General features: G+C 73.8%; 7 protein-coding genes. 6 read left to right on the plus strand and 1 reads right to left on the minus strand.

What is annotated here, in order from left to right:
- Positions 1 to 2 precede the first annotated feature (2 nt).
- From C3492_RS40935 to C3492_RS40955, 4 genes are all read left to right on the plus strand, one after another.
- A complete protein-coding gene (locus tag C3492_RS40935) occupies positions 3 to 785 on the plus strand; it encodes a 4'-phosphopantetheinyl transferase superfamily protein (RefSeq protein WP_103817669.1) in 783 nt (260 codons plus the stop codon).
- A 160-nt stretch (positions 786 to 945) separates the two neighbouring features.
- Entirely contained in the window at positions 946 to 3,141 is a 2,196-nt protein-coding gene (locus C3492_RS40940; RefSeq protein WP_103817670.1) for an MMPL family transporter, read from the plus strand.
- A gap of 245 nt (positions 3,142 to 3,386) precedes the next feature.
- The gene (locus C3492_RS40945; protein WP_103817671.1) at positions 3,387 to 3,677 is read left to right on the plus strand and encodes a response regulator transcription factor; all 291 of its coding nucleotides are present in this window, start codon (positions 3,387 to 3,389) and stop codon (positions 3,675 to 3,677) included.
- 213 nt (positions 3,678 to 3,890) lie between these two features.
- Entirely contained in the window at positions 3,891 to 4,571 is a 681-nt protein-coding gene (locus tag C3492_RS40955) for an AfsR/SARP family transcriptional regulator (RefSeq protein WP_103817672.1), read from the plus strand.
- A 64-nt stretch (positions 4,572 to 4,635) separates the two neighbouring features.
- Here C3492_RS40955 and C3492_RS40960 read toward each other — a convergent pair whose 3' ends face one another.
- The gene (locus C3492_RS40960; protein WP_103817673.1) at positions 4,636 to 11,964 is read right to left on the minus strand and encodes a non-ribosomal peptide synthetase; all 7,329 of its coding nucleotides are present in this window, start codon (positions 11,962 to 11,964) and stop codon (positions 4,636 to 4,638) included.
- A gap of 229 nt (positions 11,965 to 12,193) precedes the next feature.
- Here C3492_RS40960 and sbnA point away from each other — a divergent pair, with 229 nt between their 5' ends.
- On the plus strand, positions 12,194 to 13,243 hold the full coding sequence (sbnA, locus tag C3492_RS40965) for a 2,3-diaminopropionate biosynthesis protein SbnA (protein ID WP_103817674.1): 1,050 nt from the start codon (positions 12,194 to 12,196) through the stop codon (positions 13,241 to 13,243).
- 45 nt (positions 13,244 to 13,288) lie between these two features.
- Positions 13,289 to 15,089 (plus strand): condensation domain-containing protein (locus C3492_RS40970; RefSeq protein WP_146075797.1); only part of this gene is annotated, 1,801 nt, incomplete at its 3' end.

The following is a 15,089-nucleotide window of genomic DNA, read 5'->3' on the forward strand; positions in this document are numbered from 1 at the left end:
CCATGCCGGAACTGACGAACCCGGAACCGGCCCGGGGCACACCAGCACCGGCACCCGTGCCCGATGCCGACGAGGTGGAGATCTGGCGTATTCCGCTGGACTCGTGGCCGGATCCGGAAGGATATCCGCCGGAACTCGACGACATCCTGGACGACGCCGAGAAGGAACGCGCGCGGAGGGGCACGGAACCGGGAATGCGGCGGCGTTTCGTCATCGCGCACGCCGCCTCGCGGATCATCCTCGGGGAACGGCTCGGCCGGGCCCCGGAATCGGTGCGCCTCATCCGGGGCCGCTGGGGAAAACCGCGGCTCGCGCAGGACAACGGACCGCACTTCAGCCTGTCCCACTCCGGTGAACTGGCCCTGCTCGCCCTCGCCCCGCGGCCGGTGGGCGTCGACGTGGAACGGCCGCGTGCCGGACTGGACCCGGCGCGCCTGGCCGAGCGGTTCTTCCCGGCCGAGGAGAGCGCCTGGGTGGCGCGCGACGGCCGGAGCGCATTCACCCGGTTGTGGACGAGGAAAGAGGCGTGTGTCAAAGCGGCCGGCGGACGGCTCGCCCAGGGAATGGCGCTGCCCGTGGGGCGGTTCTCCGGGCAGGCCGCCGTCCGCGATCCCACGGGAGGACTTCCCGGGACCTGGCGCGTGCAGGACGTACCGCTTACCGGCGCGTACGCGGGGGCCGTCGCCCTGCTCGGCGACGGCCCCTTTTCCGTGTCCCTGCGGATGTGGTATCACGTCCCGCCAGAACAATCCGGCTCCGTGTGGAACACGTTGGGTGTCAAGTAGAAGAAACTCCCCCCACATCGGAGTACTTGTACCCGTGATCGCGCTCCGGGCCCTCACTAGTTTTCTGTTCGCGAGGAGCGCGCCCATGTACCGGCCGGTGCCGAAACCCCGGCCCGTTTCCCGTGATCCGGGTATTTCTTTCCAGGAGGGGAGAGCAGACGTGGCAGGCAGGAACCTGATCACCAGGGCCGCCCGGTGGAGCGCCGTCCACCCGTGGTGGGCGATGACGCTCTGGGTGGTGTTCGTGCTCGGTGCCCTGGCGGTCGGCGGTATGACGGGCACCCGGTCCGCCACCGACTCGGATCTGGCCATCGGGCAGTCCGGGCGGGCCGCGGCCCTGGCCCGCAGTGGCGGTCTGGAGAGCCGCGCGGTGGAGAACATCCTGGTCACGCCCTACCGGGGCACCCTGGACCGGGCCGCCGCCGAGCGCGCCTCGGGCGAGGCCGTCAGCGCCCTGAAGGGCGTCGAGGGCGTCGCCGCCGTCGGCCGGCCCGTCCTCGCGCCGGACGGGTCGGCGCTGCTCGTGCCCGTGACCCTGGCCGGCGACCCGGAGACCGCGGCCGACCGGGTCGGGCCGCTGCTGGAGAAGGTGGCGAAGGTCCGCGACGCGCACACCGACGTACGCGTCGAACTCGTCGGCGCCGGCTCCATCAAGGCGGGCCTGAACGACATGCTCGACCGGGACCTGGGCAAGGCCACCGTGCTGAGCCTGCCGGTGACGCTGGTGGTGATGGTCTTCGTGTTCGGGGCGATCGTCGCCGCGAGCGTCCCGGTGCTGCTCGGCATCTCCTCGGTGCTCGCCGGGCTCGGCCTGTGGGGCGTGGCCTCGCAGCTGGTGCCCGACCCCGGTCCGGTGACCCACATCATCGTCCTGATGGGCATGGCCATCGGCGTCGACTACTCGCTCTTCTACCTCAAACGGCAGCGTGAGGAACGGGCGTTGGGGGCCGACAACGTCGACGCCATCGAGATCGCCGCCGCCACCTCCGGGCACTCGGTGATGATCTCGGGCCTGGTGGTGATGGCGTCCATGGGCGCGCTCTACCTCGCCGGGCACATCGCCTTCGAGTCGATGGCCACGGGCGCGGTCCTGGTGGTGGCCATCGCGATGCTCGCCTCGCTGACCGTGCTGCCGGCCATGCTCTCCAAGTTCGGCCGCTACCTGGACAAGCCGCGGGTGCCGCTGGTGTGGCGGCTCACCCAGAAGGGCGGCGTCAAGCCGCGGCTGTGGTCGGCGATGCTGAAGCCGGCCCTGCGCCACCCGGCGCTGGCGCTGGTCCTCTCCGTCGGCGCGCTGCTCGCCCTCTCCGTGCCCGCGCTGGACCTGCGGCTCAAGGCCACCGGCATCGACGACCTGCCCCGGTCGATCCCCGCGATGCAGGCCAACGAGCGGCTGACGCGGTCCTTCCCGAGCCAGGCGGACACGCACACGGTCGCCGTCCGGGTGCCCGCGGGCCACCGCGCGGAGCTGGCCGAGGGGATCGACGCGCTGGTCGAGCGCGTCGGGCACGACGGTCTGTTCGTGCACACCCCGGCCCCCGAGGTGCGGACCTCGCGGGACGGGCGGGTGGCGACGATCGCCGTCGGCACGCGCTTCGACAGCAGTTCGCGGCAGGCGCAGGAGTCCCTGTTCCGGCTGCGCGACGACATCGCCCCGGCCACGGTCGGCCGGATCGAGGGCGCCCGGTACGCGGTGGGCGGCAGCGACGTCGCCTACGACGTGGACTACCGGGCGAACGTCGTCGACAAGATGCCCTGGGTGCTGCTGGTGGCGCTGGTGTTCACCTTCCTGGTGATGGCAGCGGCGTTCCGCTCGCTGATGCTCGCCGCGATCACCGTGGTGCTGAACGTGCTGTCCGCCGTGGCCTCCTTCGGGGTGCTCGCGCTGATCTTCCAGCGGACCTGGGCGGAGGGGCTGCTGGGCTTCGAGTCGACCGGGAGGGTGGTGGCCTGGCTGCCGTTGCTGCTGTTCGTGATCCTGCTGGGTCTGTCGATGGACTACCACGTGTTCGTGATCAGCCGGATCAGGGAGGCGGCGCGCGGCGGGCTCGGCATCCGGGAGGCGGTGGAGCAGGGCATCACCCGCACCGCCGGCGTGGTGACGAGCGCGGCCGTGGTGATGGTCTGCGTGTTCGCCCTGCTGGCCTCGCTCAACTTCATCGAGATGAAGCAGATGGGCGTGGGCATGGCCTGCGCGGTGCTGCTGGACGCCACGCTCATCCGGATCGTCGTCCTGCCGTCGGTGGTGACGCTGCTCGGCTGGAAGACCTGGTGGCCCTCGCGCCTGGCCCACCAGGACGAGACGCGGCCGATGCGTGTTCCGGCCACGGTGGCGGGGCGGGCCACGGTGTCGTGAGGCCGGGCGCTCGGCGGTGAGCGCCACGCCCCGGGGCGGCCGGGGAGACGGGTGACTCCGTCTCCCCGGCCGTTTCGCGTGGTCCGGGCCGGGCCCGCCGGTGAATTCCGGCGGTGAAGTCCTTTGTCTGCGACTTCGGTTGGGAGGGCGCTACACTCGGTCCCGCGTTCGACGGAAACAAGCCGACCGACTGTTTCCGGCGCACGCTGACGGGGGAAGCGGGGCGATCACGGGGAGTGGCCCTTATGCACGGTGACGACGGCCTGCCGTCGACTCGTTGGCAGTATCAGCTCGCCCAGGTGGAGTCGCTCTCGGAGCGCGAGAGGCAGGTCTTCTCGTTGCTCGGAGCAGGGTTATCGAATCGCGCGATCGCGGTCAGGTTGCGTGTGACGGAACGCACGGTGAAGGCCCATGTGGCGAGCATCCTGGCGAAGCTGAAAGTGGAATCCCGTCTTCAGGTGGGTCTCGTAGCCCAGGCTCACCAGCTCATGTACGAAGGTACAGTGCCAAACCGGCCAGGTATGACTGATAATTGATCAGTTCTGACTCTCGGACGTTTTCCCTGTGTCGGGCGCCGTTGATTGCGCCCACCCACGGTTACGTGACCGCCCCGTGGGTCGCGAGGTGGGGGCTTGTGACCGGTTTTTATGAGTAGGGACGGGAATTTGGTACACATCTCCATATTGGGTCCGCTGCTGATCGGGGATGGTCAAAGAACCATCGGTGTGCGGGCGAAGAAGATTCGCGTGATGCTGACCATGCTCGCGTTGAATCCTGGTCAAGTCGTCGGTTTCGATGAACTGATCGACGAACTCTGGGGCGAGGCCCCGCTGAAGAACACACGGAACGCCTTGCAGGCGAATGTGCGGCGCATGCGGAAGTCGTTGGCCGAGCTCGGCCTTCCGGAAGGGGAGGAGGGACTGATCCGCACCGTCGACAACGGCTACATGCTCGACGTGCCCGAGGAGGCCCTCGACGCCTACCGCTTCCTGCGGCTGGCCGAGCAGGGCGCCACCCTGGTCGCCCGCGAGCCGCACGAGTCCATCCGGCTGCTGCGGGAATCCCTCGCCATGTGGCGCGGGCCCGCCCTGCTCGACGTGAGCGACGGACCGCGCTGCCGGGCCGTGGCCCTGCGGCTGGACGAACAGCGCAAGACCGCGCGGGAGGATCTGATCCAGGCGCAACTGCAGGCCGGCGAGGCGGGGGTCGTCGTTGCCGAGCTGAAGCAGCTTCTGGCGCAGTATCCCGAACGCGAGCGGTTCAGCGAGCAGTTGATGATCGCGCTCTACCGGTGCGGACGCCAGTCCGAGGCCGTCGACATCTTCCACCGCACCCGCAAGTGGCTCGACGAGGAACTGGGCCTCAAGCCGAGCCAGCGGCTGCACACCCTGTACCAGGCGATCCTGATGCAGGACCCCTCGCTGCTGTGACCGGCTGAACGGGCGCACGGAGCGCCGGCGGCCCCAGGCCGCCGGCGCTTTCCCGTGCCCGCGCTCAGACCTCGCGCAGCGCGCTGTCGGTGAGCGCGCCGATCCGCCGTACCGCCGTACCGCCCAGCATCTCCTCGTGCCCGCAGTCGATCTCGTGCACGGTGAGCGGTCCGTCCAGGTACGGCCGCCAGCGCGCCGCCAGTTCGCCGGTCGGAGCGGGCTGCCCGTGCGTCGCCACGAACAGCGTCAGCGGGCCGGTGAACCGTCCCGGGGTGAACTCCCGCGCGATGTCGGTGTGGTGGCGCATCACCGTCATGAGCCGGTCCAGGTCCCCGTCCGCGATCGTCGTGCCGCGCGCGTGGTGGGCGAGGAAGGCCGACCGGATCTCCTCGTCGGTGGGGTTCGGATCGTCCGGTGCCACCGGGAAGGCGTCGAGGGCCGCCAGGAACGCCACCCGCTCGCCCGCCGCCTGGAGCAGCACGGCCATCTCGTGCGCGACCAGCCCGCCGAACGACCAGCCCAGCAGGTGGTAGGGCCCGTGCGGCCGTACCCGCCGCACCCGTTCCACATACGTCGCCGCCAGCTCCCGCACGTCCGCCGGCCGGTCCCAGGCACCCGGCGGTGCCGCGACACCGTCGGACTGGAGCGCGTACACCGGCCGGTCGGGATCGAGACGCGCGGCCAGCTCCGCGAACGGCAGCCCGAAGCCGACCCCGCCGTGCACACAGAACAGCGGCGCGGCCGTGCCGTGCGGCCGGATCTCCAGCAGCGGCACGGAGGCCGCCTCCCCGGCCCCGGCCGGGGTCGCGGCCGCCGCCAGGGCCGCCACCGTGCGGTGCGCGAAGACATCGGACAGGGCGAGCGTCAGCCCGGCCTTGGCGGCCCGGCCGACCACCTCCACCGACCGCAGACTGTCCCCGCCCAGCGCGAAGAAGTCCCCCTCCGCGTCGACCTCGTACAGCCCCAGCACCTCGCAGAACACCTCCGCGAGCGCCCGCTCGGCCGGGGTGCGCGGGGCCCGCCCGGCAGCGGCGGACGCCGGGGCGCCGGGCGCCGGCAGGGCGCGGACGTCGAGCTTGCCGTTCGGCGTCAGCGGCAGCGCGGGCAGCGACACCAGCGCGGAGGGCACCATGTGCGCGGGCAGCGACTCGGCGAGGTACGCGGTCAGCACGGGCACGTCCACGGCGGCCACGCCCGGTACCGGCACCACGTACCCGGTCAGCCGGCCGCTGCCGTCCGCCGGGGTCAGCACCACGGCGGCCTGCGCGATCACCGGGTGCCGGGTGAGCGCGGACTCGATCTCACCCGGCTCGATCCGGAAGCCGCGCAGCTTGATCTGCTGGTCGGCGCGGCCCATGTAGTCCAGCTCGCCGTCCGCCCGCCGGCGCACCAGGTCCCCGGTGCGGTACATGCGGGTGCCGGGCGGCCCGTAGGGGTCGGCGACGAACCGTTCCGCCGTGGTGGCCGGGCGGCCCCGGTAGCCCTGGGCCAGACCCGCGCCCGCGATGTACAGCTCGCCGGTGATCCCGTCCGGCACCGGCGCGAGGGCCGTGTCCAGGACGTACACCCGCACGTTGGGCAGCGGCCGGCCGATCGGCGGCCGGCCGCTGCCCGGGGCGAGCGGGGCGCTGAGGGTGGCGGCCACCGTGATCTCGGTCGGGCCGTAGGCGTTGCGCAGGGTCACCCGGGCCGCGGTGCGCTCCACGACGGCGGGCGGGCAGGCCTCCCCGCCGACCATCAGGCACAGGTCCGCGGGCAGGGCGGCCGGTTCCGGGAAACGGCCGACGACGGTCGGCGGCAGCAGCGCGTGGGTGATCCGCTGTTCGGTGAGCAGGCCGGCGAGCAGTGGAGCGGACAGCCGGCTCTCGGCGGTGGCCGGCACCAGGGTGCCGCCGGAGAACAGCGAGGCGGCCAGCTCCCACACGGTGGCGTCGAAACTGAACGAGGCGAACTGGAGCACCCGGGTGTCCGGCCCGGTCCCCAGCTCCTCCCGGTGGTGGGCGACCAGGTGGGCCGCGCCCGCGTGCGGCACCGCCACCCCCTTGGGCCGGCCGGTCGACCCGGAGGTGTAGATGACGTACGCGGTGTCCCGCGCCGACAGCGGGCGCGTCCGCTCGGCGTCGGTGACGTCGGCGCCGGACAGACCGGCGACGAGGTCCGCGGTGGCCGGGTCGTCCAGCACCACCGACGACGTGCCGTCCGGCACCCGGCCGGCGGACTCCCGGACGGTGAGGACGGCGGCCGGGGCCGCGTCACCGAGCATGTACGCGATGCGCTCGGCCGGGTAGTCCGGGTCGACCGGCAGATAGGCCGCGCCGGTCTTCAGCACCGCCAGCAGCGCCGTCACGGTGAGCGGGCAGCGGGGCAGGACCAGCGCGACCACGGCGCCCGGCCCGGCCCCGTGGCCGAGCAGCAGCCGGGCGAGCCGGTTGGCGTCCGCGTTCAGCCGCCCGTACGGCACCTCCGTCCCGCCGGGCACCGCCAGCGCCGCACGGTCCGGTGCCGCCGCCGCGTGCTCCTCGAACAGCGCCGGGAGCGTCGCCTCCGGGCGGGGCCGGGACGGGCCGTGACCCGCGGTCAGCAGGGTGCGGCGCTCCTCCGCGGTGAGCAGGGCGAGGGCTCCGATCGGCGCGCCCGGGGTGCGGGCCGCGTCGGCGAGGAGCACGGCCAGGGCGCCGGCGAGGCGGTCCGCCGTGGCCTCGGTGAACAGGTCCGTGCTGTACTCCAGGCGGATGTCGAGCCCGGCGGGGCCGCCGTCGGCGTCACGGCGCTCCGTCACCTCGAAGGCCAGGTCGAACTTGGCCGTGCGCGACGGCACCGGCTCCACGGTGGCCGTCAGTTCCGGCAGCACGGGCAGCGGGTCGTCGCCCGGGGTGACGGACAGCACCACCTGCACCAGCGGGTGCCGGGCCAGCGACCGCTGCGGCTTCAGCTCGTCGACGAGGTGCTCGAACGGCAGCTCGGCGTGCGCGTACGCGGTCAGGTCCGTCTCCCGCACCCGCTCCAGCAGCGCCGCGAACGACGGGTCACCGGAGGTGTCGGTGCGCAGCACCAGCGTGTTGACGAAGCAGCCGACCAGATCGCGCACCGCCTCGTCGGTCCGCCCGGCGACCGGGCTGCCCAGCGGGATGTCGGTGCCCGCGCCGAGCCGGGTCAGGAGGGCCGCGAGACCTGCCTGGACCGCCATGAACAGGCTGGCACCGGCGTCCCGGGCCAGCTCGGCGAGCCGGGCGTGCGCGGCGGCGGGCAGCGTACGGGTGACCGCGGCGCCGCGCTGTGAGGACCGGGCCGGCCGGGGGAAGTCGGCCGGCAGGTCCAGCTCCTGCGGCATGCCCGCCAACGACTCGGTCCAGTGGGCAAGTTCGGCGGAGAGCAGGCTGCCCGGGTCGTCCTTGGCGCCGAGCAGCGCGCGCTGCCAGCGGGCATGGTCGGCGTACCGCACGGGCAGCGGCCGCCAGTCCGGGGCGCGGCCGGCCCGGCGGGCCGTGTAGGCGGTGGTCAGATCACGGGCGAGCGGGGCGAACGACCAGCCGTCGGCCGCTATGTGATGCAGAGTCAGTACCAGGACGTGCGTGTCGTCGCCGAGCGCGAACAGGCGTGCCCGCACCGGGATCCGCGCGGCCAGGTCGAACGGCTCGGCCGCCTCGGCGGCCAGCGCGGAGGCCAGGGCGTCGTCGTCCGGGACCGGTACGACCTCAAGGCGGGCGTCCGCCTCCTCCGGCGCGAGCACCAGCGGCGCCGCCCCGGTGTCGGCCGCCACGAACAGCGTGCGCAGCGTCTCGTGCCGGGCGACCACATCCGCCACCGCCGCGCCCAGCGCCCCGGTGTCGAGCGGGCCGGACAGCCGTACCGCCAGCGGGATGTTGTAGCCGGCCCCCGCGCCCATCCGGTCCAGGAACCACAGGCGCTCCTGCGCGTACGACAGCACGGGCGGCGCCTCCGGGAGCGCCGCCGCGCGCAGTGCGGGCCGGGCCGGCCGCGGGGCTCCGCCCCCCTCCCCGGCCAGGGTGCGCGCCAGTGCCTCGGCCGAGCGGGCGTCGAACAGCGTGCGCAGCGGGACCTCCGTGCCCAGTTCGGCCCGCAGCCGGTTGGCGACCCGGATCGCGGACAGCGAGTGGCCGCCGAGCGCGAAGAAGTCGTCGTCGGCCCCCACCCGCTCCAGACCCAGCACCTCGGCGAAGACCGCGCACAGCAGTTCCTCGCGCGCTCCGGACGGCGGCCGGCCGGTGCCCGCCCGCCGCTCGGCCGGGGCGGGCAGTGCCTTGCGGTCGACCTTGCCGTTGGGGGTCAGCGGCAGCTCGTCCAGGAAGACGTACACGGCAGGGACCATGTGCGTGGGCAACACCGCGGACGCGCGCTCCCGCAGCCGGTCGCGGTCGGTCCCTGCCGGTACGACATGGGCGACCAGACGGGTGTCCCCGCTCTGGTCGGTGCGGGCGGTGACGACCGCCCGCTCGACGCCGGGCTGCGCGCCCAGCACGGATTCGATCTCGCCGAGTTCGATGCGGTGCCCGCGGATCTTCACCTGGTGGTCGGTGCGGCCCCCGTACTCCAGGGCCGTACCGTCCGGCGACCAGCGCACCACGTCACCGGTGCGGTACATGCGGGTGCCGGGCGGCCCGAACGGATCGGCCGTGAACCGCTCGGCGGTCAGGCCCGGCCGGCCCAGGTAGCCACGGGCGAGACCGGCGCCGGCTAGGTACAGCTCGCCGAAGCAGCCGTCGGGCACCGGGCGCAGCGCCGCGTCCAGGACGTAGGCCCGGGTGTTGGCGATGGGGCGGCCGATGGGCGGCGGCCCGGACGGCACCGGAGGAAGGGGCGCAGCCGTCGACCAGATCGTCGTCTCCGTCGGACCGTACACATTGGTGACCGACGCGCAGTGCGCGGCCAGCGACCGGGCCAGGGGGCCGGGCAGCGCCTCACCGCCGACGAGGGCCCGCAGGCCGGCGAGGGTCCGGGCGTGAGAGCCGGCGAGGGCCTGCCACAGGCTCGGCGTGGCCTGGAGCAACGTGGCGCCGCAGTCCCCGATCAGGGTGGCCAGGGCGGCCGGGTCACGGACCGTCTCCCGGTCGGCGACGACCAGTTCGGCGCCCGCCGCGAGCGGCACGAACAGCTCCAGATTGGCGATGTCGAACCCGAACGTCGTCACCGCGAGGAACCGGTCCGCCGCGGTCACGGCACAGCGCCGCCCCATGTCCGCGACGAGGTTCACGAGCGCGCCGTGCGGAACGACGACACCCTTCGGCCGCCCGGTCGAGCCGGAGGTGTGGATGACGTAGGCCGGGTGGTCGGAGTGGGGAGGGGTGGCTGCGGGGCCTACGGGGTCGTCGGGGTCGACGGGACCGAGGGGGGCGGTGGGATCGACGGGGTCGGCCGGGGCGGCGGCAGAGCCCGAGGAGGCAAGGGACGCGGCCGGTGCGGTGGACGACGAAGGGGGCGTCGGTGCCGCCGGGGAGGCGAGGGGGGTGGCCGGTGCCTCGGAGGAGAGAGGGGGTGTCGCCGGTGCCGTGGCGGCCGGCGGCGGCGCGGTGCTCGGCAGGGGAGCGGGCGGTGCCTCGGTGGTCGGCGGGTGCGCTGTCGACGGTTCCGGGGCGTACGGCAGCGGGCCCTCGTCCAGTACCCACAACGGCCCCGTGAGCGGCGTACCCATCGTGTCCAGCAAGGGGCGGATCCGGTGGTGGGTGAGGGTGACCACCGGCGTGGCGTCCGCCAGCATGAGGCGCAGGCGCTCCGCCGGGTGGTCCGGGTCGAGCGGCAGGTAGGCCGCGCCCGCCTTCAGCACGGCCAGCGCCGCCACCACCAGGTCGGCCGACCGGTCCAGGGCGAGCCCGACCAGCCGCTCCGGACCCGCGCCCGCCGCCCGCAGTGCCTTCGCCAGCCGGTCCGCCCGCTCGTGCAGCTCCCGGTACGTCAGCCGCTCGGTGCCGCAGCGCAGCGCCGGCGCGTCGGGCGTGCGCGCGGCCCACCGCTCCAGCAGCGGTGCCAGCCACGGCCCCGGCACCGGCTCCTCCGTGCGGTTGCGGTCCGTCAGGACGCGGGCCGCCTCGTCGGCGTCCAGCAGGTCCAGTCGGCCGCACGGCTCGTCCGGCCGGCGCACCGTCTCTTCCAGCAGCCGGACGAGGCACCGCCCGAGGCGGCGCGCCCCGGCCTCCGGGACGAGTGCCGGCAGATGGTCGACGGCCAGCTCGAACGGCTCCCCGGGGAACACCGTCACGGTCAGCGGGTAGTGGGTGGCGGAGCGGATGTCCACGCCGGTCACCCGGGGTCCCGCCGGGGCCGGTCCCGGCTCGGGCCCGCCCATCGGATAGTTCTGGAACAGCAGCACCGTGTCGAACAGCTCACCGCGCACCGCCGTGCCCTGCTGGATCTCCGCCAGTGGCAGGTGCTCGTGCGCCAGCAGCCCCGTCCGCGCCCGCTGCACCCGCGCGAACAGCTCCGCCGGGGTCAGCCCGGCGGTCACGTCGGCGCGGACCGGCAACGTGTTGGCGAACAGTCCCACCATCCGCTCGACGTCCGGCAGGTGCGCGGGCCTGCCGGAGGCGACGGTTCCGAACACCACCGTGTCCTGCCCGGTCAGCCGGGACAGCAGCAGTGCCCAGCAGCCCTGCACCACCGCGCCGACGGTCAGCCCCCGGGACCGGGCGAAGCCGGCCAGCGCGGAGGAGACCCCGGGTGGCACGTCGACGGTGACCCGCCGCGGCAGCCCGGTACTCCCGCCGGCCCCCGCGGTCGTGGTGCCCCCGGTGTCCCCGCCCCCCGGCACCAGCCGCGTCGGCTCCGTCACTCCGTCCAGGGCCCGGCGCCACGCCTCCCGGGCCGCCTCCTTGTCCTGCGTGCCCAGCCAGGCGAGGTAGGTCTGGTACGGCGGGGCCGCCGGCCGCTCCGGCAGCGTGCCGCCGTCCCGGAACCGCACGAAGGTCTCGGCGAGTTCGCGGGTGAGCGTGGCCATCGACCAGCCGTCCACCAGGATGTGGTGGACCGTCCACAGCAGCCGGGCCCGTCCGTCGTCCGCCCGCAGCAGCAGGAAGCGGTGCAGCGGCGGCCGGGCCAGGTCGAAGCGGCGCAGCCGCTCCTCGCCGGTCTCCCGGTCGAACCCGGCGGCGGGCAGCCGCCGCTGCGACCACGGCAGCTCCAGCGAGCGGGGCAGCACCTGCACGGCCTCGCCGCTCCTGCGGTGCCGGAAGCACGCCGCCAGATTCGGGTACCGGTCGAGCAGTGCGCCCGCCGCGCCCCGCAGGGCCTCCACGTCCGCGTCGGTCACGTCCGCGAGGTCGAGCACCAGTTGCAGCGCGTACACGTCCGTGGTGTCCCGGTCGTACGCGGAGAGGAACAGCAGCCCCTGTTGCAGCGGCGACAGCGGGAGGACTTCACTGATGGCGGATTGCCGGTTCAAGCCGTGCTCCTCACGGAAGAGCGGGGTGGGCGCGGGAACATTTCCGGCCCGCACGATTCCAACCGGACGACGATTTCACGAGCACGCTGACGAACAACTGACCGTCAGCTGACGCCTCGCGATCGCGCCGACATGGCCGGAAGCCGTCAGCAAACCGTCAGTCCACGGTCAGCGCACGTCGACAGGCTTGCCGGCGAGGCCCATTCGCTGCCGAAGGCCAGGAGTGCCAGTGCCGGTCATCACCGCGTCGCATGAATTCGATGTCAGCGACCTTTTCGTGAATCTTCAGCCGCTGTTCGGGCGCCGCCTGTTCCTGAAGATCGAGGGATTCAACTTCGCCGGATCCATCAAACTCAAGGCCGCCCGCGAGATGGTCGCCCAGGCGGAGGCCGCCGGCCGGCTCCGCCCCGGTTCCACCCTCGTGGAGTCCTCGTCCGGCAACATGGGCGTCGCGCTCGCCCTGCTCGCGGCGAGCCGCGGCTACCGCTTCCTGTGCGTGACCGACACCCGCTGCAACGCGGTGACCCGGCGCACCATGGAGTCCCTCGGCGCCGAGGTCCACGTCGTCACCGAACCCCACGAGACCGAGGGCTTCCTCGGCGCGCGGATCCGCCACGTGAGGGCACTGCTCGCCGCCGACGACTCCCGGGTGTGGCTGAACCAGTACCTCAGCCCCGGCAACTGGATGGCCCACTACCGCACCACGGCCCCCGCCATCGCCCGCCAGTTCCCCGACCTGAACGTGCTGTTCGTCGGCGCGGGCACCACCGGCACGCTGATGGGCTGTGCCCGCTGGTTCCGGGAACGCCGGCCCTCGGTGCGGGTGGTGGCCGTCGACAGCGTCGGCTCCGTCACCTTCGGCGGACCGGCCGGCACCCGGCACATCCCCGGCCTCGGCACCAGCGTGCGGCCGGCGCTGCTCGACGAGAGTCTGGTCGACGCCGTGGTGCACGTGCCCGAGGCGGCCACCGTGCGGACCTGCCGGACGCTGATGCGGCACGGCTTCCCGGTCGGCGGCTCCACCGGAACAGCGGTGACCGGCGCCCTGCGCTGGCTGGAGGAGCACTACGGCGACGGGGCCGGCGGGATCCGCGAGCAGATCACCGCGGTCACCATCTCGCCCGACCTGGGCGACCGCTACATGGAGACCGTCTACCACGACGAGTGGGTGCGCGGCGCCTTCGGCCCCGACCCGCTGACCGGGCCGGCGGCGGACCGGGCCGGCCGGGACGGCACGGGCGAGCTGACGCCGGCCGCCGCGGCCGCCTCCGCGGACTGAACGGGCCGGGCGGGGCTGACTTCGAGAATGACGGAGAGCAAAGCGATGACGACAAACCGAGGCGCCGTCCTCCCGCTCACCGCGGCGCAGGCCGAGATCTGGTTCGACGAGCAGTTCGCCACCGGACCGCTCGGCTACAACATGGCCGACTACATCGACCTGCGCGGCCCGCTCGACACCGGGCTGCTGGAGCGGGCCCTGCACCGCCTGGGGCACGAGGCCGAGGGACTGCGCGTGCAGTTCGTGGAGGAGGCGGGCGCCCCGGGCCAGATCATCCGGCCGCTCGCCCAGCTCCCGCTCCGGCACCTTGACTTCAGCGACGATCCCGACCCGCTCGGCGCCGCCGGGCGATGGATGCGCGCCGACCACGCCGACCCGCTCCGGATCACCGACTTCCCGCTGTTCCGGGGCGCGCTGCTCACCCTCGGCCCCGAGCACCACCTGCTCTACCTGTGCATGCACCACATCCTGGCCGACGGCTTCAGCCGCGCCCTGCTCTACCCGAAGCTCGCCGCCCTCTACACGCGGCTGGCCGCGGGCGAGGACGACGCGGCCCTGGACGCCGACGCCATCCCCGCCTTCCACCAGCTGCTGGACGGCGAACGCCGCTACCTGGAGTCCCAGCAGGTCGACCGCGACCGCGCCTACTGGACCGGCCGCCTCACCGCCTCCGGCGACGGCCCGGCACCCGAACTGGTCTCGCTCTCCGACCGCGACCCGGCCCCCGGCCGCAGCGCCCTGCGCCACACCACCACGCTCAGCCCCGGGGCCACCGAGGCACTGCGGGACCTCGCCCGGACCGGCAAGGTCACCCTGCCCGTCCTCATGGTCGGCGCCATGGCCGCCTACACCCAGCGGGTCACCGGAGCCGCCGAGCCGCTGCTCACCCTCCCGGTCACCGGCCGCACCGGGGCGGTCGCCCGCGAGATCCCCGGCATGCTCGCCAACTACCTGCCGCTCGCGGTGCGCGTCCGCCCCGAGCTGACCGCCCCGCAGCTGCTGCGGCGGGCCTGGACCGAGGTCTCCGGCGCCCTGAAGCACCAGCGGTACCGCGGGGACCGCATCCGCCGCGACATCGGCCTGCGCACCGACGACCGGCGCGTCTTCGGCCCCTTCATCAACGTCCTCAACCAGGACCCGGCACTGGCCTTCGGCGACTGCCCGGGCACTGTCGTCAACCTGTCCACCGGCATCGTCAACGACCTCATCGTGACCGTCCTCAACACCGCCGACGGCACGATGGAGATCCACCTCGACGGCAACCCGGAGCTGTACACCGACACCGACCTCGCCGCCCACCTCGCCCGGTTCGAGGCGTTCCTGGCCGACCTCGCCACGCTCCCCGCCGACCAGCCCCTCGCCCGCATCGGCGTGCGCGCGCCCGGCGAGCCGGTCGGCCTGCTGAGCACCTGGGACCCGGAGGCCGAACGCGCCGGGTACGAGGGCCTGGTCGAGCGGGTGCGCGCGGTGGCCGCTCGCACTCCGGACGCGGTCGCCGTCACCGACGGCACGGGCAGCGTCACCTACCGGGAGCTGCTGACCCGGGCCGCCGGTGTCGCCGCCCGGCTGACCGCCGCCGGGTTCCGTCCCGGCTCGGTGACGGCGATGCTCGCCGACCCCGGGGTGCCGTTCGTGGCCGGTGTGCTCGGCGTACTCGCCGCCGGCGGGGCGTATCTGCCGCTGGACCCGGCGGCCCCGGCCGCCCGCAACGCGTCCCTGCTCGCCGACAGCGGCGCCCGCCACCTGCTCACCGGCGGCGCGTACGACACCCCCGGTCACGCCGGCCTGACCGCCCTGCCGCTCGCCGACCCCACCGACACCACCCACACCGGCGAACTCCCCTGCG

The organism is Streptomyces sp. Ru62, assembly GCF_002920615.1.
Lineage (GTDB): Bacteria > Actinomycetota > Actinomycetes > Streptomycetales > Streptomycetaceae > Streptomyces.